Genomic DNA, 25599 nt, shown 5'->3' with positions numbered 1-25599 from the left:
CTAAATAGGGACTACATTTTGGGAAAAGGCGGCTGATCCACATGGTACTATCATTGCGGAGAGGGCTACAATGGCTGCGCTTGCTGATCTTGTTCGGGGTGTTGGCATGTATGTTCTTTTATAGCCTCAGGCTGTTTACAGATTGGATATCACCTGTAGATCATTACCGAATACCGGAAGGACATGCAGTTAAGGTATTTGGCGGACAAACAGTGAATGATGGGTCCGAGCAACGAGTAGCGGTGTTGGAACGTTTACGTTTCTTTTATTGGTATGGTGAGTAGTTTATGTAATCATCTTAATGAGATGATGATATGAAGGTCGCACACGAAGAAGCAGGCGCAACAACGGAATCGCTGTATGCAGGACAAGGAGAGTTTTGGAACTCATGAAAATGTATATTCAACCTTTCGTTCAATATATGGAAGAGGAAAAGGGATTGTCACGCAGCACATTGGAAGCGTATCAACGGGACGTACAGCAGTTTACTGAGTTTGCAGAAAGCTGTGGTCTTGAGCAGCCGGATAATGTACAGCGGTCACATCTAGTGCTGTATTTGGGGCGTCTGAAGGAACAGGGAAAAGCCGCGGCGACAATTTCACGTAGCGTCGCCTCTATACGCTCCTTTTTTCATTTTCTCATTCGGGAGGGAATCGCGATCCATGATCCTTCCGTTCTGGTGGAACTGCCCAAAGCCGCTAAAAAGAAGCCCTCGGTGTTATCGCAGGATGAAATAGATCGTTTGCTGGCAGCGCCGGATGTGAGTGCCCCGCAAGGGGGACGAGATAAGGCGATGCTAGAGTTGCTGTACGCGACGGGCATCCGCGTATCAGAACTGATTGCCCTGAACGTCTGTGATGTGCGCATCGATTTGCGCTTTGTGCACTGTGGCGGCGAGGCGGGCAAGGAGCGTGTTGTACCGATCAGTCGTGAGGCATCACAGTGGGCACAAGCCTACTTGGACGAGCAGCGTCCAGCGTTGCTGCGACCCGGGCAGGGTGAAGAGGCTCAAGCAGAGCAGGGAGCCTTGTTCTTGAATGTATCGGGTCAGCGGCTCAGTAGACAGGGCTTTTGGAAAATAATTAAGAAGTACGCTCAGGAAGCAGGCATAAGCAAGGATATCACGCCCCATACGCTGCGACACTCCTTTGCGGTACATATGCTGGAGGGCGGAGCGGACTTACGCTCTGTACAGGAAATGCTGGGTCATGCTGATCTGTCAACGACGCAGGTATATGCGCAGACAGCTAGACGGAACATGAAGGAAGTATATGAATTGCATCACCCGCACGGCGGTAACCGCACTTCTCATGAAAGCAATGATTAAACGTAACGTCGCTTTGCTGTCATAGAAATTGTGATAATGACTATAACTTTACGATTGTACAAGTCAGGAGAGATATGAATGTCAACAGCCAACCAAGCTACAATTCAGGAAGCAGCAGACTATATCCGTGCTAAGAGCGGAATAAGCCCAGAGATTGGTCTTATTCTGGGATCGGGCCTCGGTATTTTGGCCGATTTGATTCAAGATGGAGTTAGTATTCCTTATCAGGATATTCCCCATTTTCCCGTATCAACGGTAGAAGGCCACGAGGGGGAGTTACTGTTAGGCACAATTGAAGGTCGCGCCGTTGTCATGATGAAGGGGCGCTTTCATATGTATGAGGGCTATGGTCCACAGCTGACAGCTTTCCCTGTTCGGGTAATGAAGCAGTTGGGGATTCAAAGCCTGCTGGTGACGAATGCCGCAGGTGGTGTAAATACTTCCTACAAAGCAGGCGATCTGATGGTCATCTCGGATCATCTGAATTTAACCGGACAAAATCCGTTGATTGGCCCGAACGATGCTGCTCTGGGTGTTCGTTTCCCAGATATGTCGGAGGCGTACAGCCGCCGCTTACGTGAAATTGCCAAACAAACGGCTACCCGACAAGGCTTCAGCCTGCAGGAAGGTGTATATGCCGGATTGCTGGGACCCAACTATGAGACGCCTGCTGAAATCGTTATGCTGCGTACACTGGGAGCAGACGCAGTAGGGATGTCGACCGTGTCTGAGGTTATTGTAGCTCGTCATGCGGGGATTGAGGTACTAGGCTTCTCCTGTATCACCAATATGGCTGCAGGCATTCTCGACCAGCCTTTGTCTCATGGTGAAGTGATGGAGACGGCAGAGAAGGTACGTGAACAATTTTTGAAATTGGTACTGGCGATTATTCCACAAATGTAGATGGAGTATAATTTTCCATTCGAAACGGTGGGCATCTCCAAAGAACCCCATATCCGAGCGCCTTTTAATGGCGTGGGATACGGGGTTCTTTTTACATACCATGGTTGAGCTGAGTATGATCGCCTAGTGAAGAGGGCGCGTGCTCCAAGTAGCTGTATTCGCTTTTTCTGCTACAGTTAGTCTATGTCGCTCTTGCACCTTGATCACAATGACCATGAAAATAATCCAGTAAATGGCTAATGAGTTTAGAAAACGGCTATCCGTTATATTGTTCAATACGATGAACAGGAAAAAAACAGCTGCCGTCAGCCATGTATACATATCTGTTTTGCCGATTCTGATTTTAAATAAGGTAGTTACGACGAGTATAACCGTTGCGAGTAGTCCTATAAGACCCACATCGATCCACAGATCTCGAAAGCCGCTATGGCTGCTTGTCAGATCAAAGCGGATGCCGTTCGCATAAATGCTGGGCCGGGCTGCCCAGAAGGAACCATAACCATGTCCGAACCAGTAGTGGCTCTGAATAGCACCATCAATTCCCTGCCAAATTTCCGTTCTTCCGGTTAAGGTTGTTGTTTTTCCGAATTCCGAGGCAATCGCATCTCCATAGGTAAAGGTAAGTGCCAAACCCAACAGAACAAGTAAGCAGGAACAGCTAACAAAGAACCCCCGCAACGCGATGCTTCGAATTCTTTTAAATAACAATATAAATAAAATAAATACGAAGAGTGAAGATGTCAGCACCAATGAGGTGGTAGACTGGCATTCGATGAGCAATAAGGCATTGAGTAAGATGAAGCCAGTATGTAAGGCTTTGCGTGTGCCCCTGAAAAAATATATGACATGTGAAACAAAACTTAACAGCGAGAGGGTTCCAAGTGTATTTTTATGACCAGAGATTCCCTTCCACAGTCCAGTATGCTCTACGCCGCCATGAATGGCAAAGGAAGGAACGAGTACGACGGCAAGTAGATTGAGTACGCTCAGGATACTTAATGTAACGACTAAGAGGCGTATGCAGCCCTGTGCTGTATAATGGGTGACCAGATAGAATCCAAAGGTAGAGAAGGCAAGAAATTTAACAACCATTAGTACAGAAGAAGTTTGCTCTTGTTCAGCCCATAAACAGGAAGCGGCGATGTACATCATAAGTAAGGTCAGCAACGGATTATCAGCTAGGATTGCGATTAATGACTTGAGTGAAGGCAGAAGCATGGTGTAGCTGAACAACAAGATAAGCAGGGAAATCGTGATCACTCTGGGAGACAAACCCTGACAGGCAAAGGGAATCGAGAAAGCCAGTAAACCGGCTACTGTGAGTATGTGTTTCACGGTTTCACCGCCTAGATACGTTATGTATCTATAATATACAAAATGTATCTTCTTGTACAATCATAATAAAATATTTATTTTCATTTTTCGCGACCTAGAGCAAGCCTTATTGTGCATATACTCAGTCCATGCTAAGAAAATGAAGAATTCTTCGGTATAGTTTGAAAGTATTTTCACGTTTTTAACAATGGGGGTGTTTGGATGGCGGATTTTACAGACCGTTTGAAGTTGAATTTGAGTGGAACGGGCAAAGAGTTAACGCCTCAGCAATTAAATGACAATTTTAAAGCCATTGAAAAAGAATTCCTGGAACGCAGTGTAAACGTAAGCTGGTTTGGAGCTGCTGGTGATGGTATTCAGGACGACACGGCAGCTTTGCAAGAATTGATTAACAAGACTCCCGATTACTCCATTCTTCACATCCCCAGTGGTCGATACAAAATAACATCTACCCTTCAGATTCGCAAGCAGGGTATGCGCATTTTTGGGATTCATAAGGGCAGATACCGACAGGGTAAGGGAGTTACTTCGATTGAATATTATGGCACGGGTCCTTGTTTCCAAATTGGAGACGAAAGTCTGCCATCGTTTAGTGGCTTTCAAAATGTGCAGTTCCATGACTTATCGATCCGGTACGAAGGGACCGGCAGAGCCACCTTAAATAATCCGTTTTCGCAGTCAGTGAAGCGCGGGTATTATGGCAAAGGGACTATGGGCATTCAGGACTGGAAGGGCGGCGGCGTTGTCCTGGATAACGTGTTGATTGAGCATTTTGAAACGGCTTTTTGGGGCTATGAAAGTGATGTGAACTTATTTAAATGCACGGAGATAAATTACAATAAAATAGGGATTCACTTGCAGAACAGAAGTTCACAGTTTACAAGCATTGCGCTTTTTACGCTCGGGAACGATACGGCGCTGGATCTGAATAGTTCTAACGGGGCGAGATTCATGGCTAGTCAGCACATTAAGGATGGGAGCTCCAGTGATATTCCCATTTTAATAAATGATTTTATGAATGCAGAATTTTTAGGCTGCTGGTTCGAAGGACTAAGCAGAGAACACAAGATGACAGTACCTTCTTTTATTCAAATTGGTGCTACGAAAGAAACCAAAAATGTTGCCCTGCGCGACTCTATTTTGGCGATAGCAGACAAATACGATGACACCCAATCGGTGTGCAATTATTTTGTGGATGTGGTCATTGGCAAAAAAGTTTTGGTGGACGAGGTGGGCGGATATCCCCGTAATCTCAAACAGCTTATTTGTTTCTCTGGCAGCTCCTCCACACAACAGGTGACACTTCGCTCACATTTGGATTTTAGCTATAGCAATCATCGTTATGACGAGAATCATGGGACAGGGCAAGCTTTGTTGCTCGTAGAAAAATATTCGAATAACGGTATAGAACATTTGAATGAAACCTTTGTCAAAGCCTATCTTGGTTCAAGGCAAAATATCCCTGCAGGTAACTGGCAGAAAGTAAGGTTTAATCAAATCAATCATGATGAGTTGACCGAATTCGATGGTTCGAATAGCCGATGGCGAGCCAAGCGAGCTGGGAAATACAGAATACAAGTCTACATTTCGACCGATCCCCAAATAGATAGTAACCGGACACGGCTGGCACTTCACTTGAATGATGAGCAGCTAACCGGAAGTTCTGCCTATGCTTATCTCGATGACAGGGTGATTGGCGGACTGAACTATGGTGCATTGAGTGGAGCAATGGAACTTAGACTCGAAGCGAATTCTTTTATTGATATACGGGTGTTTAGTCAAAATGCAGTGGATATTTTACCGGGTGGGGGTATTACCTATCTTACCGTTAGCCGGATTTAGACGATTTTTATAGGTCATTTTTACAGACGATAGATGTTATGTCGTATATATATCGGGAAATACGCACCATGCTGGCTCAGCTTGGTGCTATTTGATGTTTTTATTCATATGGAATATTTTTCTTTCATTCTGACGACAATGGTTAGCAGCACGCGAATAGACCGGAGAGATCAGTAAATGGGCTCCGGCTCTTTACGCCAATATGTTGAGGAGGGGACCGATTGTGAAGAAAAAAGTGGTGGCGTTCATCCTGGCTTGTCTGGTAGCCTTGACTGCCGTCCCTGTCGGCGGTTGGGCCGAAGAAAGCAGACCTGAAAGCAAAACCAAAGTAGGTTCAGCAGCTGAGCTGGCTCCCGAGGCCCTTTCAGCGATCTTGATGGATGCAGATACAGGCACAGTCATCTATGAAAAAAACAGTCGTGAAAAGCTTCCTCCAGCAAGCATCACTAAGATCATGACGATGCTGCTAACAATGGAGGCCATTCATGATGGCAAGCTCAAGCTGACCGATAAAGTGCGGGCCAGTGAGTATGCGTCTTCAATGGGAGGCTCGCAAATTTTCTTAGAGCCGGGAGAAGAAATGACGGTCGATGAGATGCTGAAGGGAATTGCGATGGCTTCGGGCAACGACGCCTCTGTAGCGATGGCTGAGAAAATTGCAGGTTCTGAACAGGCTTTTGTCGAGATGATGAACGCCAAGGTGCAGCAGCTTGGACTCAAAGATACGCATTTTGCCAATTGTAACGGTTTACCCGTAGAAAATCACTATTCCTCTGCGCATGATATTGCGGTTATGAGCCGGGAACTGTTGAAATATCCGCACATTACGAAATATACGGGAGCCTATCAGGACTATTTGCGCAAATCCTCGGTCAAGCCCTTTTGGCTGGTGAATACGAATAAGCTTGTTCGCTTCTATACCGGAGCAGATGGTCTGAAAACGGGCTATACGTCAGAAGCAAAGTTCTGTCTTTCCGCTACGGCGAAGCGTGATGGCTTACGTGTCGTAGCTGTCGTACTCGGTGAGCCGAACACGAAGATACGCAATAATGAGGTTTCTTCCATGTTCGACTATGCATTTTCTCAATATACAATGAAATCCATATATAAGCCAGGCGAAAAGCTGGGCAGTGTAAAAGTTGAAAAAGGTGTATTGCCAGAGCTGGAAATTCAGGCTGACCGTTCTTACAGTGTGCTGGTGAAAAAAGGCGGCAACAAACAAACGCTGCGTCACGAGCTACAGTTGACCCCAAGCCTTAAAGCTCCTGTCCGGGTGGGTGACCCCGTTGGTAAGCTGGTCGTCTATCAGAATGGACAACGTCTTAAGGAGTTTAATATCACTTCGCCTGTGGCTATCGAGAAGGCCGGCTGGTGGAAATTGTTTAAACGTACCATGTCGAACCTATTTTCTTTGTAGATTTAACGGGGTTTTCTTCTAGTTTTGTCGGAGGGCAGGAATCGTCTGCGACTACGTAGAAATCCTTGTCCAAGACCGGGAGGAGAGTGAGTAAGCATGAACCTGCAAATTGAAATGGAGCATCACCGGGGAGTACTTATTGTAAGGCTGTCTGGTGAACTTGATCACCATACGTCGGATATGGTCCGTATGCAAATGGATGAGGCGATTCAGCGCCGGCAATGCGAGCATATCGTGCTCAGTCTGAAGAATCTTCAGTTTATGGATAGTTCCGGCCTTGGCGTTATCTTGGGACGATACAAACTGATCAAGCAAAAGGGCGGGAAAATGGCAGTCTGTGATGTCAATCCGCCGGTACATCGACTGCTGGATATGTCAGGCTTGTTTAAAATCATGCCCATTTATGACAACGAGGTAAATGCGCTCATGGAACTGGAGGTTGTGTCATGAGAGAAGGCACGGGGAACAATTTCATGAGCTTGCAGTTTGCCGCAAAATCGGAAAATGAAGCATTTGCCCGCGTGGCTGTGGCAGCCTTCATTTCCAGGCTTGATCCCACGATGGATGAGCTTAGCGATTTGAAGACCGTTGTGTCTGAAGCGGTGACAAACAGTATTATTCACGGCTATGACAGTGATCCGTCAGGTGTCGTAACGATTAAAGTCGGAATTGAAGCGGACGTGATCACGTTGGTCGTTGAGGACGCAGGACGGGGAATTGAGGATCTGGAGCTGGCCAAGCAGCCTCTCTATACGTCCAAGCCTGAATTGGAACGTTCCGGCATGGGCTTTACGATTATGGAAAATTTCATGGATGAGTTCGAAGCAGTCAGTGAGCCGGGCGGAGGCACGTCGGTCCGGATGAAGAAAAGGATTGAATCCAAGAAAGCTTTATATAATTAGGAGTTGATCCTATGGAAGCAGGAGGAAAAAAAACTTCGCACAGCTATTTGGAGGATACAGAAGTCAAGCGGCTTATCGCACTGAGTCAATCTGGTGATAATGAGGCTCGTGAGACACTGGTCAATAGTAATATCCGGCTCGTCTGGTCTGTCGTGCAGCGCTTTATGAACCGGGGGTATGAACCTGACGATCTTTTTCAAATTGGTTGCATCGGATTGTTAAAATCGGTGGATAAATTCGATCTCAGCTACGAAGTCAAATTTTCAACATATGCAGTACCAATGATTATTGGTGAGATTCAACGCTTCCTTCGAGACGATGGTACACTCAAGGTTAGCCGTTCCTTGAAGGAAACAGCCAATAAGGTCCGCAAAATGAAGGACGAACTGTCCAAACGGCTCAATCGCCTGCCTACAGTCAAGGAGGTTGCTGATGAGCTGGGAGTGACACCGGAGGATGTTGTTTTTGCGCAGGAGGCCAATAAGCCACCTACCTCCATTCACGAAACAGTGTTTGAAAATGATGGAGACCCGATTACACTTATGGATCAGATTGCCGACGAATCGCAGGAAAGATGGTTCGACAAGCTGGCGCTGAATGAGGCCATTGACGGATTATCTGAACGGGAGCGATTGATTGTGTACCTGCGTTATTACCGGGATCAGACTCAGTCAGAGGTTGCAAGTCGTCTTGGCATTTCTCAGGTGCAGGTATCACGATTGGAAAAAAAGATTTTACAACTGATCCGCGATCAGATTGCCCAATAATGAAGACAGGATTTTAGTGAGTGAAATCCTTATACTAACGCATTCTAAAGAGTATTCCAAAGCCATTTTAATGGCCAGGAGTACTCTTTTTTGCGTGTGACAAAAGACAATACACAGAATAGGTTTGCTTGCTTCGCCCCATACTAATCGGTAATTACGAGGATAAGGAGGGAATCGGATGAATCATAGTCCGGCTCCTATTGTCTACTTGCGGCTCCGCAGCCGTGTGCGTATGATCCAAGGGCAGGATTTACATTTGGGCGATGTAGCCCACCTGCTGACGGAGCCCGAATGGGAAAAGGATCTGCTTGAGCTTGTTCTCAAGCGGCCGCAGAAGCAGGACGGTAACCTGATACTGGTGGACATGCTACAAATCATATCAAAAATTAGAGATCATATTCCGGGAGTCGTAGTTGAATCTCTCGGGAAACCGCATGTACTTGTGGAACTCGTGGAAAGACCCCGTAAGCCATCCAAAATACTGTTCGTGTTAGTATGGTTGCTGCTGTTTTTTGGCTCTGCGCTGACGATTATGAACTTTCATGCTGACGTTAGCATGATGGAGGTACAGGTTCGGATTGTGGAGATGATTACGGGACAAAAGGATGAGCATCCGTACTTGTTCCAAATTGCTTACTCGATCGGCATCGGCTTTGGCATGATCGTATTTTTTAATCACTTGTTCAAGAAAAAATGGAATGAGGAGCCGACCCCCCTGGAGGTGGAAATGTATCTGTATCAGGAAAATGTGGATCAGTATGTTGTTGCAGAGGAGTATGAAAAGATGGCTCGTTTGCAGACAAAGGATAAGAAACCATGATATTTGTACAGGGTGCACTTCAGATTATTTTGGGTATCGCTGGGGGGCTGGCGGTAGGTAGCGGTGTGATTGCTTTTTTTATTGTGCTGGATATCATGCCGCGATTAGCACAACTCACCCGGACGTATAAAAAATCACGTGCATACGAAAAGGCGATGATTTTAGGTTCAGTGGTGGGAACCGTGGCCGATTTTTGGAACATTTGCTTGCCATTACCGGGCATGTTTACATGGATACCCGGGCTATTTTGCGGAGTGTTTATTGGCTTGCTCGCCGCGGCTCTGACAGAGGTGCTGAATCTCCTGCCCATACTGGCCAAGCGACTCCATATGACTGTATACATGTTCGGTCTGTTAATGGCAATGGTGCTTGGCAAGGTAACGGGTTCCTTATTTGATTGGTTTGTATACAACCGTTAATAGCGAAGAAGAAGGGGGCAAGAGATATGGATCACAGAACGGATCAGGATCAGCAGGAGCATTATCATGGAGACGGAGCAATAGGAAGGGAAAATAAGACTGATGGGGAAAGTTCGGGCTCCTGGAAGCAAAAGCAGGAGCAGGAAGCCGCTCGTCTTAAGCACAAAAAAGAAAGCGAGCGTTCTGATAATGTAGAGGAATCCATTCGTTATTGGCAGGTTGAGGATGATATTTCGCCAAAGATGAAGGAAAATCGTGAAACTCTTAAAATGGTATTGGGTTTGGGAGAAACCTTTGATGTTGTGTTCAGGGAAATGACAACAGGTGGCCGCCATATTGGGTATCTGTTCCTGAATACCTTTGCCAAGGATCAGATCATGCTTGAGGTGCTAAAGCGGCTTACCTATCTGACGCCGGATGACATGACTTCAGCTGGACTCCAAGCGTATTTTGAAAATTTTATTCCACATATACAGGTGGAGAAGACGGATAAGATGTCCGTCGTCATAAACAAGGTGTTGACGGGAATGAGTGCTCTCTTCATGGAAGGCGAGCGTTTTTCTGTTATTCTGGATACTCGTAATTACCCGGTACGGAGTCCAGAAGAACCTTCCTTGGAGAGAGTCGTGCGCGGTGCACGCGATGGTTTTACGGAAACGATGCTTACGAATGTAGGTTTAGTGCGTCGGCGTTTGCGAGACCCCGGACTTAAATTTGAGGCTATGCAGGTCGGACGCCGAACCCGAACAGATGTATGCTTGGGCTACATTGATGATATTGTGGATAAGGTCATGGTGGATACGGTACGAGACAAAATTAAAAATGTTAATCTGGATGGTATTCCTCTGGCCGATAAGCAATTAGAGGAGACAATTATCAATAAAGGTTGGAATCCATATCCATTAGTACGATATTCAGAGCGACCAGATGTTGTGGCTTCGCATATTATGGAAGGAAGGCTCGTTATTTTCGTTGATACCTCACCCAGCGTAATGATTTTGCCTACCACTTTTTTTGACCTGTGCCAGCATGCAGAAGAGAATCGGCAAACCGCTTTTATGGGTAGCTATTTACGCTGGGTGCGTTTTTTAGGCATATTCGCCTCAATGTTTCTGCTTCCGATGTGGCTGCTAATGGTCATCAATCCCGAGTTAAAACCGGCGTTTCTCGATTTTATTGGTCCTCAGAAGGAAGCTCATCTTCCGCTGATTGCCCAATTTATCATTGTGGAACTAGGGGTCGATCTTATGCGAATGGCAGCTGTGCATACCCCGACACCACTGGCTTCCGCTATGGGATTGATTGCAGCCATTCTGGTTGGTGATATAGCGGTTAAGACAGGACTGTTCGTAAATGAGGTCGTCTTGTACATGGCTGTTGCTGCCATAGGGATGTTCGCAACACCGAGCTATGAGTTGGGACTGGCGAATAGACTGATTCGACTATTCCTGCTGGTTGCTGTTGCTATTTTTCACGTACCAGGCTTTGTCGTCGGCACGACACTGATCATTTTGATGCTGACGCTGCATCGGTCATATAATTCTTCATATTTGTGGCCGTTCATTCCTTTTAATGCTAAAGCGTTAGCTTCCATCTTGTTCCGTATGCCTGTACTTGATGCGCCTAACCGCCCGTCATTTAATAAAACGAGGGACAATACGCGTATGCCCCATACGGATGCCAACACAGATTCGAACTCAGGCAATGGACAGGAGCATTAATATAAATGATCTGCATAAAAATCCATTGTTCTTGATGTTTTTTTTGCTATACTGGTGTAAACATTCGATGGAATATGACTAGCTTGTTCCAGAAAGAGAGGCGCCAGAACATGTATTTGCATGGAAGCAGTAAAATTAACAGCAATGGACATTTGGAGATTGGTGGATGTGATACCACGCTTTTGAAAGAGCGTTTTGGCACGCCGCTATATATTGTAGACGAACAGTTAGTCCGCCGGCGTTGCCGGGAATTTATAGAAGCATTTCGTGAGACCGGTTTAAAGTTTCAAGTGGCTTATGCAAGCAAAGCATTTTGTGTTATGGCCATGTGCGCTTTAGCTGCTGAAGAAGGAATGTCGCTTGACGTTGTTTCCAGCGGAGAGCTGTTCACAGCGCTGCAAGCAGGATTCCCGGCAGAACGAATCCATTTTCATGGCAATAACAAGACGCCGGAAGAAATTGAAATGGCGTTAGAGGCGCACATTGGCTGCTTCGTCGTTGATAGCAAGATGGAATTGCATTTGTTACAGGCTCTCGCCTCTGAAAAAGGACAACAGGTCAATATTTTACTGCGGGTTACGCCGGGGGTTGAAGCGCATACGCATGAATATATGGCCACAGGTCAAGAAGATTCAAAATTTGGCTTTGACATTGCGAATGGTACAGCCCGTCAAGCGGTGGAACAGGCTATCAAGCTGGATCATCTTAATCTGCTGGGAGTACATTCTCATATCGGTTCGCAAATCTTCGAAGTCAATGGCTTCCAAATGGCTGCCGAGCGGGTCGCAGCTTTTTGCAGAGAGATTAAGGAGCAGCTTCAGTTTTCCTTCAAGGTGATTAATCTTGGTGGTGGATTTGGCATCCGTTATACAGAGGAGGACACACCGCTGAAACTATCCACCTATGTACAGGCTATCGGCGAAGCGGTGAAAACTCATTTTTCAGGACTTTACGATGAGCTTCCAGAAATTTGGATAGAGCCGGGACGAAGTATTGTAGGTGATTCAGGTACAACCTTGTATACGGTAGGAAGCATCAAGGATATTCCGCAGGTTCGTAAATATGTTTCCGTAGACGGCGGAATGACAGATAATCCACGTCCTGCACTGTATCAGGCCAAGTATGAAGCGATGCTGGCTAATCGAGCACAAGATGCGAACGAAGAAACAGTGTCTATTGCAGGCAAATGCTGTGAGAGCGGCGATATGCTTATTTGGGATGTAGAACTGCCTCGCCCGAATAGCGGAGACTTGCTCGCTGTAGCCTCAACCGGAGCTTATAATTACTCCATGGCGAGCAATTATAACCGGATACGCCGACCAGCAGTTGTATTTGTCAACAACGGTGAGGCTGAGCTGGTAGTGCGTCGGGAAACCTACGAGGATATTGTTCGCAACGATGTTTTGCCACAGCGCTTGGTTCGTGATCAAGCCAGCTCAGTGGTTCAGCCCAATGCCAAGATTACGGTTTCGTCCTGATTGTGGAATTCTAAAATCAAGCAGGCCATTGCGTCGGTAATCATAGACCGGGGACAATGGCCCCTTTTTTTGGACAAGGCTTTGCTAAGCGCGCCAATTCATAGTAAACTGGAACTTGATGTTATTTAGTTCTCAAAACAGGTTGAAAAGGAGATACAAACAATGAAAAAAGGTAGAATAGATCTTGAAAACGGCGGTATCGTCGAAATTGACTTTTTCCCAGAAGAAGCTCCAAACACCGTTGCTAACTTTGAAAAGCTGGCAAACAGCGGTTACTACAACGGATTGAGCTTCCACCGCGTCATCCCGGGCTTTGTTGCTCAAGGTGGTTGTCCGATCGGTAATGGTACAGGCGGTCCTGGCTACACCATTGACTGTGAAACAGCTACGAATACAACCAAGCATGCCAAAGGCGTTCTGTCCATGGCTCATGCAGGTCGCAACACAGGTGGCAGCCAATTCTTTATTTGCTACGCTCCACAGCCGCATTTAGATGGAGTACATACTGTATTTGGTAAAGTAACCAAAGGTATGGAATTCATTGATGCTGTAAAACAAGGCGACAAAATGAAAGAGGTTAAAGTATTTGACGTGTAATTTACGATTACATGTATGATATGAATTCCTTTAAATAGCGTTGCATCTAAGCCGTTCTGTCTTTGGACAGAGCGGCTTTTGTTGTCTTTTGTTTGACGGTTTGCTGATTTTTACAATCACGTAGGTATTACAGTGCGTAAGATCACATTCGAAAAGTAAGTGTTGTGATAGCCTTTTCATAAGAATGCATTTTCCATTTATTTTATATGAGTATTCAAGCTCAGTAAGAGTTGGAAAAGAAGGGGGCTTATCACATTGTCTATTTTAACGCGCACAAATCGACTCGGATTTTTTGAAATCCGGCTGGAATCCATTGGTGGACTCGGCGCTAATCTGGCTGGCAAAATGTTAGCCGAAACCGGGGTGCTTGGTCTAGGGCTGAATGCTTCAAATTTCTCATCCTATGGTTCGGAAAAGAAGGGAAGTCCGGTTAAAAGCTTTGTTCGCTTTTGTGAGCCGGAGGTGGATATTCGGGATCACAGTCCGATTGAGCAACCGCATGTGGTAGGCATTTTCCATGAAACATTATACAAAACGGTAAATGTGATCAGCGGACTGCCAGCGGATGGGATTGTAGTGGTCAATTCCACACGTCCGGCAGAAGAAATACGGGCTGATTTGGGACTGGTATCCGGTACATTAGCAGTGGTCGATGCAATGGGGATCGCACTGGAAGAGCGAACCAAATTGAATACGTCCATGCTGGGGGCCTTGTTCCGTGTCTGTGATTTCTTAGATCCGGAAGCAATGAGATCGGTTATACGCAGTACCTTTGAAAAGAAAAATCCACAGTTGGTAGAACCTAATCTGCGTACGTTTAACCGTGGATTTGAGGAAATGGAACTACACGTATATCCGGTTACGGATGACGCGCAGGATCGGGTTTTTGAACGTCCGCAGCCTTTGCTGGGGTACGAAACGCAATTACTGGGAGGCGTTATTGCGACTCAGGGAAACAGTATGACGAGAGATGTTAGTGGTTCACGTCAGGGTTATGTGCCTGAATATGAAGCTGATAAATGTACCCATTGTGCCAAGTGTGATTCGATCTGCCCGGATTACTGTTTTGTATGGGAAGAGCGAGCAGACAAACGCGGAAGAATGATGCCGTTTTTGCAAGGGATTGATTACCAGTATTGCAAAGGATGTCTGAAATGTGTAGATATTTGCCCATCGGGGGCGTTAAGCTCGCGTCGCGAGCAATGGGGCTGGGCGGAGCAGCATCGTGTTGCCCACCAATTTCCGGTATATGAAGGAGGGCGTGCGTAATGGCAAAACTGGAGGAGGAACTCAAACAGACGGGCGCCGCACAAGTGACAACGTTCGAATCCGGTAATGAAATGGCAGCTACGGCGGCTGCGCAGATCAATTATCATATGATGGGATATTTCCCGATCACTCCATCGACCGAGGTAGCGCAGTATCTGGATCAAATGAAAACGCGTGGTCAGCATAATATTAAACTGGTTGCAGCCGATGGAGAACACGGATCGGCAGGGATTTGTTATGGAGCTGCGGCAGCTGGAGCGCGGGTTGTGAACGCCACCAGTTCGCAAGGTTTCCTGTACATGCTGGAGCAGTTGCCTGTTCAGTCAGGTACCCGTTTCCCTATGGTTATGAACCTGGTGACAAGAGCTGTCAGTGGTCCCTTGGATATTCGGGGGGATCATTCGGACCTGTATTATGGTTTGAATACAGGCTGGGTCATTTTGACGGCAAGTACGCCGCAGGCTGTGTATGATATGAACATCATAGCCCTGAAAATCGCAGAGCATAGCGATGTACGGTTGCCTGTAATGGTCGCATACGACGGTTTTTATACATCTCATCAAAAACGTAAAGTGCAATATTTTGCCGATGCAGAGACCGTGCGCGATTTTGTAGGCCCCAATCCGAACCTGAATTATCCGAATATTACGGATTTTGATCATCCTGTCACTGTGGGTGCGCATATGAACGGTGATGACCTGACGAATAATCACGTTCAACTGTCCGAAGCGTTGAGGCTTTCAGAAGGAGTATATGAGCAGGTAGCAGCAGAATATGCTGCTTTATCCGGTCGGGAATATCCGATTTTGGACCTGTATCATATGGAGGATGCTGAGGTTGCGGTATTTCTGCTGAATTCGGCGGCTGAATCGGCCAAGGATGTGGCGGATCAACTCCGTGCGCGTGGCATTAAAGCTGGTGTGATTCGTCCGAATATTATCCGGCCGTTTCCAGCCGCACAACTGCGGGAGGCGTTGCGCCATGTCAAGGCGTTGTTGGTGGGTGAACGTGCAGATTCGTACGGATCAGATGGCGGTAATTTGACGCACGAAATTAAGGCGGCGTTGCAGGAGGACCCACTGAATCAAACCCTCGTATTGAGCCGTATCTTTGGCTTGGGAGGAAAGGATTTTTATGCGGAAGATGCAGAGGCGTTCTTCCAGCTTGCGATTGAGGCGGCAGAGGCTGGACGAGCGGAGAAGCCCTTTGATTATTACGGGATTAATCCGGGTTCAGCGGACAAGGTGATGCCGCAAGTCATGCAGCCACCACGTGGCAATGCATACCGTACGGGTCTGATTCAGGTTACGCCGGACGAGGCAACCGGGAAGCTCAAAGTCAAGGTACCACCTCTGCGTTCGTTAACAACCAAACCACGCCGTCTTACTCCGGGTCATGGGGCTTGTCCTGGTTGTGGAGCCTTGTCTGCACTAGAACTGTTTTTTAAAGGGATTGAAGGCGACATTGTTGTACTGTTCCAGACTGGCTGCGTATATGTGGTGACGACAGGGTACCCATACACATCACACAAGCAACCGATGATCCATAATCTTTTTCAAAACGGGGCCGCTACCCTTTCAGGAGCGCTGGAAGCTTATATGGAGATGAAGCGACGTAATGAAATTGAGATGTCGGATGATCCGACCTTTATCATGATCAGTGGTGACGGCGGGATGGATATTGGTATGGGTTCTGCGATTGGTGCGGCTCTGCGTAACCATAAACTGATCATGCTAGAATATGATAACGAGGGATACATGAATACAGGCTCTCAGCAATCGTACTCCACTCCAATGGGGCATATGACGAGTACGTCGGGTGTAGGGAAAATGCAAAAAGGGAAACAAGGGCATCATAAGGATACTGTGCAAATTATGGCCGCCTGTAACATCCCGTATGCCTTTACAGCAGCCGAAAGTCATCCGCAGGATATGCTGCGCAAAGCCGCCAAGGCTCAATGGTACGCCAACAACGTGGGTACGGCATATGGTAAAATTCTGTGCGCCTGCCCACTCAACTGGAAATCCGAAGACAGATTGGGTACTAGCATCGTGGGCGCCGCAGTCGAGTCTTGCTTCTTTCCCTTGTACGAAATCGAGCAAGGGAGCACGACGATTACGTACAATCCGGAAGACAAGGGAAAACGGATTCCAGCCGCAGAATGGCTAAAATTAATGGGTAAAACGAAGCATCTTCTCAAAGAGGAAGCAACGCTGGCTACCTTTGAGCAGGAGATTGAGCGTCGCTGGACTATCCTGAAAAAGAAACATGAAATTTCGGAGTTGTAATTCTGTTTTTTGCATAATAATTGTGTAACATTGTTAGCCGCTGTTTCGGCACCGGTTCGATTGAGATTCCTAGCGCTTGCTGCGCCAGGAATCTTTTTTTGCGTTTATGGGTTGAAGCATAAAAAAACAGGTAATGATTTCCGATATAGGAGTGGAGGCCTATAGAAGGTATGTTATAAAGTCTTCTTCTGAATTTTAAGATGCAATGAGGTGCAGGTAATGATTAAGCTGAACACAGTTGAAATAATTGAAATTATAAAGAAGCAAATCCCCAAGGTTATGAACATCACGCCAGTGGAACTCAAGTTTACGGATGATTTTGGACGGGCATCGCTGGCGGCAACAGAACACAAATTCACGCTGACGAACCAGCATTATTCTGCCAAGGTGATGGATTGCGTGTTAGAAACACAAGTGCGCCCTATTTTAATGTGTGAAATTATTTATTTTCTAAAATGCGAGTTTATTGATGGGCATGTGGATGTAAGACTGGATTATGAAGCATGTTCTGAGGGAGAGCGAGGACCTGTTGCTTCAGCTGTCATTACCTTTGATCATGATACGCAGCTTGGAGTCGACGAACTGGCCGATCTGATTGACCTGGCGCTTCATATGAATGATAAAACCTGGTTTGAGGAACTCTCCACTCAATATGTCAAAAGCAAAGCAGGAGCTTCGATTAGATAACTTGCTTTTTTTAGAAGTCGGTGCTAATATACGTAACAAGTTTAATGTTAATTCAATTAAATAAGAGCAAGATCCTTCGGGGCGGGGCGAAATTCCCCACCGGCGGTGATGACATGTTTGTGAATCGCTTCTGCGAACACAGCATGGCTTAGTCCGTGACCCGGATGCTGAACAATCAGCAGAAGGTGGACCTGGTGCAATTCCGGGACCGACAGTATAGTCTGGATGGGAGAAGGATACGAAGCGCATGTGCATGACGTGACATGTGCCAATTTTTAGCATACGTAAAAGTACGTACGGCTTATTTCGTTGTAGGACAGCATCGGACGACAGCTTTTATTAAGCTTTCTTTTCGATAGTGTTCTGAGCGTAATTGGCTGTATTGTCATCATGCTTTCTTTTGGCAGACCTATGATTTCATGTCATTTTAATACATGTATGAACTGCGCTTGTATACTACATATGTGACTCTCATCACCCCCATGACGGATTGAATCCTGACTGGGGGTTATTTGCGCTTACAGCTGATGAATTAGGGATAAACTGAAATGTAGTGGAAAGGAGTGAAAGCATGTTTACCGGATTGGTCGAGGAAGTGGGTCGCATTCAAAGTATTTCCAAAAGTGGTGAAGCGATGGTGCTGGGTATTTCGGGTTCTGTGGTATTGGACGATTTGAAAATAGGCGACAGTGTCTCGGTGAATGGTGTTTGCCTGACGGCAATACAGATTGGTACTAAAGATTTTAAGGTTGATGTGATGCCTGAGACTTTTCGCAGCAGTAATCTAAGGGAACTCAGATCCGGCAGTCGAGTCAATTTGGAGCGGGCGATGGCGGCGAGTGGAAGATTCGGAGGACATATCGTACAGGGACATGTGGACGGGACGGGTACGATTCGCGGAGTGACATCAGAGCAGAATGCGGTAGTGTTCGAAGTTGAGCCTTCTGATCAAGCATTATTTAAATATGTTCTTCTCAAAGGGTCAATTACAATTGATGGTATCAGCCTCACAGTCGCGCAGCGGACGAGAAATAGCTTTGCTGTATCTATTATCCCCCACACCTTAGCCGAAACGGCCTTACAAGCCAAACGTGAGGGAGATACCGTGAATATTGAATGCGATATATTGGGCAAATATGTGGAGCAACTTTTACATTACAGAGGTTCAGCGTCGATGGAGAGAGCCGATCAAGCCCCACTTAGTTTGGACTATTTGGCGAAACACGGCTTTGCCTGATACAGCCTGTTACAGAATAATAGAAAAATTGGTTCAGGAGCATTCGTGACACAAGACATAAGGAGGAGAGGGTTATGGATAGAGGCATCCAAACAAGTGCAACGACAAACATCATGGAGCAGGATGAGTTGCACCACGACGAAGAGATTCGATTGGATTCCATCGAAGAAGCATTGGAGGATTTAAAGAACGGCAAAGTCGTTATTGTAGTGGATGATGAACAGCGGGAAAATGAAGGCGACTTTATCGCTTTGGCTGAAAAAGCATCGCCCGAGGTGATCAATTTCATGATTACAGAAGGTCGCGGATTGGTCTGTGTGCCGATCACACAGCACCGAGCCAAGGCATTGGAATTGCATCCTATGGTAGAGCAAAACACAGATTTTCACGGTACCGCCTTTACGGTATCGGTAGATCATATGAAGACAACAACGGGGATTTCAGCGGCCGAGCGCTCTTTGACTGTTCGTGCCTTAGCCGACGAAGCAATCACGGGCAGCGATTTTCGCAAACCTGGTCACATGTTCCCGCTAATTGCTCGCGATGGTGGGGTCTTGCAGCGTGCCGGTCATACTGAAGCGGCTGTCGATCTGGCCCGACTCAGCGGCTTTAAGCCTGCCGGGGTCATTTGCGAAATTATAAAGGAAGATGGTTCGATGGCCCGCTTACCTGATTTGGTCGTGATCGCCAAGCGACATCAATTGAAGCTGATTAGCATTCAGCATTTAATCGACTACCGTCGTCGTTTGTCATTGTAAATAATTCAAAAAAAGAGAGGTTGATAAGCATGGCACGTTTTCTGGAAGGTAATCTCGTATCGAATGGTTTAAAGTATGGTATTGTGGTGGGCAGATTTAATGAATTTATTACAAGCAAACTGTTGAGCGGTGCACTTGATGCACTTCAACGACATGGTGCACAGGAAGATGAAATTGATGTAGCGTGGGTGCCGGGTGCATTTGAAATCTCGCTTATCGCACAAAAAATGGCCGCAAGTGGAAAGTATGATGCTGTCATTACGCTTGGCACGGTTATCCGTGGTTCTACTTCACACTATGATATCGTCTGCAATGAAGTGGCCAAGGGTGTGGCGGCAAGCAGTCTGAAAACGGGTGTCCCTATTATTTTTGGTGTAGTGACTACGGAAAATATTGAGCAGGCCATAGAACGGGCAGGTACAAAGGCTGGTAATAAAGGTTGGGATTCTGCGCTGGCTGCGATTGAAATGGCCAATCTCGGTAAGCAGTTCTAATGATATAAATGGCTGAAAGAACGGCATAAACTGCAAAGTGGAAAAGGGATTAGATTGTTAAGCAAGGCGATGACGTATATACTACAGAAAGAGGGATTGATAACGTAGAGCATAAGTGCTAATGGGGAAAGGTATTGTTGAATGATGATTGGAGTAAGGCAGGGGGAAGCACATTGACAGTCGTAAATTACAAGCTGGAAACATTCGAGGGTCCGCTGGATCTACTGTTGCATCTGATTGATAAAGCCGAGATCGACATTCAGGATATCCCGATTAGCGATATTACTGATCAGTACATGGCTTTTTTGCACAGTATGCAGGAGCTGGAGCTGGACATTACAAGCGAGTTTCTAGTGATGGCGGCGACGCTCTTATCCATTAAGAGTAAATTGTTGCTTCCCAAGCCACCTGTGATGGAATATGACGATTTGGATTTTTATGAAGAAGAAGACTATGATCCACGCGAGGAACTGGTTCGCAAGCTGGTGGAGTATCGTAAATACAAAGGGATTGCTCGCCATCTGAGCGAACGGGAGTGGGAACGTAGTCTGATTTATGGCAAGGAGCCGGAAGATTTGAGCGCATTCCTGCCAACCGAACCCGCAAATCCGGTGCATGGGCTGCATGCGAGCGATTTGGTCGCGGCCTTTCAGCGTGCATTGCGCAAAGCTGAACGACGTACGACGGTAACCCGTGTTCATCGGGACGAAATTTCAGTCAAGGACCGTATCCGGCAAGTTATCGGGGCGTTAGAGAAGGTGGGGAATGGAGGACGGCTGCTGTTCTCCAAGCTGATGCATGAGGATATGTATCGGCATGAGGTGGTTGTAACCTTTTTGGCTATCCTTGAATTGATGAAAATGAAGCAAATCTTCTGTTATCAGGAGAAGCTTTTCGATGATATTGTAATGGAGTGGAGAGGGGATTTACGGGTTAATGGATTATCTGAAGCTGAAATCAATTATTGAGGGGCTACTGTTTCTCGCGGGAGAGGAAGGGTTGTCCACCAAGCAGATCGCCGACATTGTAGAACAGCAGCAAGAGCTGGTTGAAAAGTGTCTGGAGGATATGAAACAGGATATGGAGCAAGGAGGAAGAGGTCTGCAGCTTGTCCGTATTGCTGGTCATTATCAGCTTGCAACTTTATCCGAACATGCACCTTATTTTGAAAAGCTCGCCTACTCTCCGGCACGTGCCTCATTGTCTCAAGCTGCTTTGGAGACACTGGCCATTGTGGCCTACCGCCAGCCCATTACAAGAGTTGAAATCGAAGAGATTCGAGGTGTCAAATCCGAGCGGGCCATACATACACTGGTCAACAAGGAGCTCATTGAAGAGAAAGGTCGAGCTGAGGCCATCGGACGACCAATATTGTACGGAACGACGAAATCATTTTTGGATTATTTCGGTCTAGGCTCTCTTGAAGATCTACCGCAACCGGAGCAGTTCGAGGATTCAGACAATTTAGAAGAAGAGACACAGCTATTGTTCGAGCGTCTGGAGAGTAGCCAGCCTACGGAGAACGATTCGGATCCGGAATCTTAAATTCAAAAAATTCAAAAGACAGCCAGTCCTTACGTCGTTGAGGGCTGGCTGTTTGGCATTTTAAGATGCATGATTTTCCGCTGAAAGGTCATACTATTTTTGCCATGATATTCTATAGCAAAAGGGTAGGGAGGACTCGCCAGTGTGGAAATGGATCAGTATCGCCATCATCATCGTTATATTCATTGTACTGGCTATTCTGCTCTCTCGTATTCGATTGAAGCTGGAAATTGCCAAGCATGACAATGATGATCGGGCGCATCTAGAGATCAGATTTCTATACGGCTTGATCAAAATGGATTACGATATTCCAGCCATTCTCATTACAGGTTTGAAAAAAGGGCTTCTCTATCGGCTTGACCGCAATAAAAATATACATAAAACGGATGCTTCTGTGGATAGCGGAAATATTGATACCGAAAAAATCAAGCAATTTATACATGATATCCGGATTTTGCTCAAGGGTACACAATCCTTACAGCGATGGCTGAGACATACATTGGCTCATATAACAGTGTCGAAAATGGAGTGGTCTACCAATATTAGTCTGGCTGACGCAGCTTATACAGCGACCTCAACTGGTATGTTGTGGGGGTTAAAAACGAGCTTGATCGGTTTTGCTTCCAGCATTGTGCGCATGGAATGTACCCCAAAGGTGTTTGTGGTGCCTTATTGGGTGGACCGGCTACGTTTTACTACCATCTTGAATTGTGAAGCAAAAATATCGTTCGGTTATTTAATCTTTTCCATGCTCAGATTAGCTTTCCGCATATGGCGCGTTCCGGGAGGCATAGAGGCATGGAAGCGGGTTATTTCCAAAGCTCCTGAGAATCATCAAGCCAGTAGTGAAGAATAAACAGTGTAGAGGATTTGACATACATATTTCCTGAACCTTTGCGCACAATAGCGAAAGAAAAGCAGTCTACGCTTGAGATAAGCAGAGGAGGAATAAAACATGTCAGATCATCCGATTCAAGGGCTCATGCAAACCGCGATGGAGAACATCAAGGCCATGGTGGACGTGAATACGATTGTGGGAGACGCAGTGGAAACACCCGATGGTTCCGTTATTTTGCCAATCAGTAAGGTAGGATTTGGCTTCGCAGCCGGCGGAAGTGATTTTAACGTAGATGAAGAGTCGCTTCATACTTCCTCATCGGGTAATCATAGTGGGAAGGAAGTACATCCTTTTGGTGGCGGTAGCGGTGGTGGTGTATCTATTCATCCCATTGCCTTTCTAGTTGTCGGCAAACAGGGTGCACAAATCGTTCCGTTGGACAATCAAACGCATCTGTTTGAGAAAATCATCGACTCCACACCATACCTGATCGATAAGGTTCAGTCTATCTTCCAGAATTCAGGCAGCAACATGCAGACTCCACCTCCACAGGTACCTGCAAATGCTAATACGGATCAAAGTCAATCTGGACCGGCTTACTTGTAAAAGTTATTGAAATTAAAAGTGTTCTCTTAAGAAGGTATCCCCAAGCCAAAGAATGGCCTAGGAATACCTTCTTTTTAGTATGCATTCGGCCCTATTCCTGAATATACTGCCTTCCGCCAATGACAGCATGTATACAGTGACTGAATTCTTGGTAATAAAATGTATTCACTGATAGTTCATTTTCTCGGTTTTCTTCGGGTGCGAACTGTGATAGGTAAACGAAGTCTGGGTAGATCACTTCATTTGTCAAATAAGCAGATACCGTGGCATCGGGGCGACGATGTTGATTAAGAGAATCAATAATACCTTGAGCCGGCAAGATGCCAATCCCATGGCCATAGAATGAATCTTCCTTCAATTTGACGACATTTTCTCCCTTCCATTCCAATGAATCGGACGACACATCTGGATTGTTGAAATACAGGATGTCCCCAGGTACTGCTTTATGGCTGCCTTGCTGTTGTATAAGCCTGAGATCACTGTCATATTGCCAATCATACAACAGCATATCTGCAAAAATCTGATTAAACTCACTTTCTAGAATGGAATCCAGTACTCCTTTGTACAACACAATAACCATTGCTGTTGCACATTCAAAAGCGTATTGTTGACCGTTTATAAAGATATCTCTGATCCCCTGCGCCGGAGTGACGCCTGCTTTGATCCGAAAACCGCCTTTTTCCGTTAACTCCCAAAATTGCGGGTTGCAACGCGCGGTAGCAAAAGTGGCAAAGGATACACCACTTTGATGTAATGCTTGTGCGGACTCTACAATCCGCGATCTTAAAACCATTTCAAACTGTAATCGCTGCATGTTGTCCCCCCCTCGATTTCATATTTAACGTTAGTAACTAATATTATATGTGTTTAGGATTGCAAGTTGCTTGGTTAACGTAGAAAGAAAGCAAAACAGGAGCGGCTAATGACTGTCCTGTATAAGGAATTTTCTGTTATAAAGGTGGACATACTTTGAACAGCTTGGACATAGAATGGTACAAGACTTGCTCAAAACCGGAGGAATCCAAATGTTTAAAAAAAAACAACATATCCATGCGGATCACATCCATTATAAGAATAAGGCACGCGCATTTGTTTTGCCGCTAGCGCTTATGCTTATTTTGTCATTGCCGTTTACATTGCTGAGTCCACAGCCTGTTCTGGGAGCAATGAAAACAGAAGCAACACCGCCCACGTTAGGAACTCATGCCCAGGCTGCTTCTTTAATTGATGTCACTTCAGGACGGATCATATATTCAGCCGAAGGTGACCGGGAGCTCCGTATAGCTAGCCTAACCAAAATTATGACTGCGATCGTAGCCATTGAACATGGACGCTTGCAGGACCGAGTAAAGGTGAGTTCAACGGCGTATGCCAAAGAAGGATCTTCGCTTTTTTTGCAGATGGGTGAACAAATGACGCTGGAAAATATGCTGTATGGCTTAATGCTCCGTTCGGGTAATGATGCAGCTTCTGCCATTGCCGAGCATGTGGGGGGAACAGAAGAGGGATTTGTCCATTTAATGAATGACAAGGCGGTTCAGCTTGGGCTAAACCATACACATTTTGCTAATCCTCATGGGCTGGATACCGACGGACATTATTCCTCAGCCAACGATATGGCCCGGCTCACCGCTTATGCGCTGCATAATCCAACTTTTGCCCGTATCGTAAAAACAGAACTGAAAAAAGCACCGAACCCCAACGATTCCTGGGACTACTCATGGCATAATAAAAACAAAATGCTGCGGCTGTATGAGGGAGCTGACGGTGTAAAAACAGGCTTTACTAAAAAAGCGTTTCGCTGTCTAGTCAGCTCGGCCACACGTGAGGGGCGTCAGCTGGCTGCTGTTACCTTGAATGACGGGGACGATTGGAATGATCATGCCCGTATGCTTGATTACGGCTTCCGCTATTATCCCCTCATTCCGATTACGGACAAGCAGCAGCCTATTGAGGGTTACCCCCTCTTGACAGGTGCGAGTTTTTCTTATCCTTTACATGAGGGTGAGAAGACTCAATTGCACAAAAGACTGGTATTGTTTAAAAATTCCGCTTCGGCAGGTAGAGCTGACGTGTCTTTTGGTTTGCGAGGACGGGTCGAATTTTTACTGGAAGGTAAATTGATCGGTTCCGTTCCTGTATATGAAAAAGGTAGTAAGCTGCCTGCTCAAACTACTGTGCAGCCACAGCAGGAGGCTCCGACTGCACAAGCTCCTGCAAACCATACTCAGCAACGAGGTTGGACGAGCAAATGGAATGAAATTCTTGAAAATCTGTTTGGAGCATAAGGCAAGTAGGTTTGATGCTATAAAGCTGCGGTGTCACATCATTGGGAAAAGGGGGGAATCA

The 25599-nt window shown here is 46.2% G+C and carries 26 protein-coding genes and 1 riboswitch; of the genes, 24 read left to right on the top strand and 2 right to left on the bottom strand.

Annotated elements, in window-relative coordinates:
* Positions 1 to 41: 41 nt before the first annotated feature.
* The 3 genes from HFE01_RS08470 (at position 42) to HFE01_RS08460 (ending at position 2230) form a co-directional block, all read left to right on the top strand.
* Positions 42 to 284, top strand: coding sequence for a YqzK family protein (locus HFE01_RS08470; protein ID WP_017427515.1), 243 nt, complete (start codon positions 42 to 44; stop codon positions 282 to 284).
* 104 nt (positions 285 to 388) lie between these two features.
* On the top strand, positions 389 to 1327 hold the full coding sequence (gene xerD, locus HFE01_RS08465) for a site-specific tyrosine recombinase XerD (RefSeq protein WP_167437958.1): 939 nt from the start codon (positions 389 to 391) through the stop codon (positions 1325 to 1327).
* A gap of 78 nt (positions 1328 to 1405) precedes the next feature.
* Positions 1406 to 2230, top strand: a complete 825-nt coding sequence (locus tag HFE01_RS08460) for a purine-nucleoside phosphorylase (RefSeq protein ID WP_090890146.1) — start codon at positions 1406 to 1408, stop codon at positions 2228 to 2230.
* Positions 2231 to 2353: 123 nt separating this feature from the next.
* Here HFE01_RS08460 and HFE01_RS08455 read toward each other — a convergent pair whose 3' ends face one another.
* On the bottom strand, positions 2354 to 3565 hold the full coding sequence (locus HFE01_RS08455; protein WP_025365148.1) for an O-antigen ligase family protein: 1212 nt from the start codon (positions 3563 to 3565) through the stop codon (positions 2354 to 2356).
* A gap of 201 nt (positions 3566 to 3766) precedes the next feature.
* Between HFE01_RS08455 and HFE01_RS08450 the strand changes: the two genes are divergently transcribed.
* The 20 genes from HFE01_RS08450 to ytfJ all read left to right on the top strand — a co-directional run bounded on the left by HFE01_RS08450 (position 3767) and on the right by ytfJ (position 23250).
* Complete coding sequence (locus HFE01_RS08450) at positions 3767 to 5407, top strand: glycosyl hydrolase family 28-related protein (RefSeq protein ID WP_107733406.1); 1641 nt, start codon at positions 3767 to 3769, stop codon at positions 5405 to 5407.
* A 223-nt stretch (positions 5408 to 5630) separates the two neighbouring features.
* On the top strand, positions 5631 to 6824 hold the full coding sequence (locus HFE01_RS08445) for a D-alanyl-D-alanine carboxypeptidase family protein (RefSeq protein ID WP_016822256.1): 1194 nt from the start codon (positions 5631 to 5633) through the stop codon (positions 6822 to 6824).
* Positions 6825 to 6920: 96 nt separating this feature from the next.
* Positions 6921 to 7274 (top strand): anti-sigma F factor antagonist, encoded by a 354-nt coding sequence (gene spoIIAA, locus HFE01_RS08440; protein ID WP_107733407.1) that lies wholly within the window; start codon positions 6921 to 6923, stop codon positions 7272 to 7274.
* Positions 7271 to 7726 carry an anti-sigma F factor gene (gene spoIIAB / locus HFE01_RS08435; RefSeq protein ID WP_013310781.1) on the top strand — a complete coding sequence of 152 codons (456 nt, stop codon included), beginning with the start codon at positions 7271 to 7273 and terminating at the stop codon, positions 7724 to 7726. The genes spoIIAA and spoIIAB overlap by 4 nt, the downstream gene beginning before the upstream one ends.
* Positions 7727 to 7737: 11 nt before the next feature.
* Entirely contained in the window at positions 7738 to 8493 is a 756-nt protein-coding gene (sigF, locus tag HFE01_RS08430; protein WP_107733408.1) for an RNA polymerase sporulation sigma factor SigF, read from the top strand.
* Positions 8494 to 8671: 178 nt separating this feature from the next.
* Positions 8672 to 9313 (top strand): stage V sporulation protein AA, encoded by a 642-nt coding sequence (locus tag HFE01_RS08425; protein ID WP_016822253.1) that lies wholly within the window; start codon positions 8672 to 8674, stop codon positions 9311 to 9313.
* Entirely contained in the window at positions 9310 to 9732 is a 423-nt protein-coding gene (locus tag HFE01_RS08420) for a stage V sporulation protein AB (protein WP_107733409.1), read from the top strand. The genes HFE01_RS08425 and HFE01_RS08420 overlap by 4 nt, the downstream gene beginning before the upstream one ends.
* A 26-nt stretch (positions 9733 to 9758) precedes the next feature.
* A complete protein-coding gene (locus HFE01_RS08415) occupies positions 9759 to 11453 on the top strand; it encodes a spore germination protein (RefSeq protein WP_107733410.1) in 1695 nt (564 codons plus the stop codon).
* A 110-nt stretch (positions 11454 to 11563) separates the two neighbouring features.
* Entirely contained in the window at positions 11564 to 12931 is a 1368-nt protein-coding gene (lysA, locus tag HFE01_RS08410; RefSeq protein ID WP_016822250.1) for a diaminopimelate decarboxylase, read from the top strand.
* 162 nt (positions 12932 to 13093) lie between these two features.
* Complete coding sequence (locus HFE01_RS08405; protein ID WP_013310775.1) at positions 13094 to 13528, top strand: peptidylprolyl isomerase; 435 nt, start codon at positions 13094 to 13096, stop codon at positions 13526 to 13528.
* Between the two features lie 255 nt (positions 13529 to 13783).
* Complete coding sequence (locus HFE01_RS08400; RefSeq protein WP_107733411.1) at positions 13784 to 14797, top strand: 2-oxoacid:acceptor oxidoreductase family protein; 1014 nt, start codon at positions 13784 to 13786, stop codon at positions 14795 to 14797.
* On the top strand, positions 14797 to 17085 hold the full coding sequence (locus HFE01_RS08395) for a thiamine pyrophosphate-dependent enzyme (RefSeq protein WP_107733412.1): 2289 nt from the start codon (positions 14797 to 14799) through the stop codon (positions 17083 to 17085). The genes HFE01_RS08400 and HFE01_RS08395 overlap by 1 nt, the downstream gene beginning before the upstream one ends.
* Positions 17086 to 17304: 219 nt before the next feature.
* A complete protein-coding gene (locus HFE01_RS08390; RefSeq protein WP_016822245.1) occupies positions 17305 to 17772 on the top strand; it encodes an IDEAL domain-containing protein in 468 nt (155 codons plus the stop codon).
* Between the two features lie 68 nt (positions 17773 to 17840).
* Positions 17841 to 18013, top strand: a riboswitch (FMN riboswitch).
* Between the two features lie 330 nt (positions 18014 to 18343).
* Positions 18344 to 19009, top strand: a complete 666-nt coding sequence (gene ribE / locus HFE01_RS08385; RefSeq protein ID WP_016822244.1) for a riboflavin synthase — start codon at positions 18344 to 18346, stop codon at positions 19007 to 19009.
* 74 nt (positions 19010 to 19083) lie between these two features.
* Positions 19084 to 19767, top strand: a complete 684-nt coding sequence (gene ribB / locus HFE01_RS08380; protein WP_016822243.1) for a 3,4-dihydroxy-2-butanone-4-phosphate synthase — start codon at positions 19084 to 19086, stop codon at positions 19765 to 19767.
* Positions 19768 to 19796: 29 nt separating this feature from the next.
* Positions 19797 to 20261 carry a 6,7-dimethyl-8-ribityllumazine synthase gene (gene ribH / locus HFE01_RS08375; RefSeq protein ID WP_025366264.1) on the top strand — a complete coding sequence of 155 codons (465 nt, stop codon included), beginning with the start codon at positions 19797 to 19799 and terminating at the stop codon, positions 20259 to 20261.
* 173 nt (positions 20262 to 20434) lie between these two features.
* Complete coding sequence (locus tag HFE01_RS08370) at positions 20435 to 21229, top strand: segregation and condensation protein A (protein ID WP_017427525.1); 795 nt, start codon at positions 20435 to 20437, stop codon at positions 21227 to 21229.
* Positions 21198 to 21806, top strand: a complete 609-nt coding sequence (scpB, locus tag HFE01_RS08365) for an SMC-Scp complex subunit ScpB (RefSeq protein WP_019687880.1) — start codon at positions 21198 to 21200, stop codon at positions 21804 to 21806. Before HFE01_RS08370 ends, scpB begins: the two co-directional genes overlap by 32 nt.
* A 142-nt stretch (positions 21807 to 21948) precedes the next feature.
* Positions 21949 to 22662, top strand: coding sequence for a DUF2953 domain-containing protein (locus HFE01_RS08360; protein WP_107733413.1), 714 nt, complete (start codon positions 21949 to 21951; stop codon positions 22660 to 22662).
* A 99-nt stretch (positions 22663 to 22761) separates the two neighbouring features.
* Entirely contained in the window at positions 22762 to 23250 is a 489-nt protein-coding gene (gene ytfJ, locus HFE01_RS08355) for a GerW family sporulation protein (protein ID WP_016822238.1), read from the top strand.
* Positions 23251 to 23341: 91 nt separating this feature from the next.
* Here ytfJ and HFE01_RS08350 read toward each other — a convergent pair whose 3' ends face one another.
* Positions 23342 to 24064: a protein-glutamine gamma-glutamyltransferase gene (locus HFE01_RS08350; RefSeq protein ID WP_107733414.1), complete on the bottom strand. Its 723-nt coding sequence runs from the start codon at positions 24062 to 24064 to the stop codon at positions 23342 to 23344.
* Between the two features lie 211 nt (positions 24065 to 24275).
* Here HFE01_RS08350 and HFE01_RS08345 point away from each other — a divergent pair, with 211 nt between their 5' ends.
* On the top strand, positions 24276 to 25538 hold the full coding sequence (locus tag HFE01_RS08345) for a D-alanyl-D-alanine carboxypeptidase family protein (protein ID WP_107733415.1): 1263 nt from the start codon (positions 24276 to 24278) through the stop codon (positions 25536 to 25538).
* Positions 25539 to 25599 lie beyond the last annotated feature (61 nt).

Origin of the sequence: Paenibacillus sp. EKM10P, assembly GCF_011800655.1 — a bacterium.
GTDB classification, from domain to species: Bacteria; Bacillota; Bacilli; order Paenibacillales; family Paenibacillaceae; genus Paenibacillus; species Paenibacillus polymyxa.
This window is presented reverse-complemented; position numbering and strand designations above follow the sequence as displayed.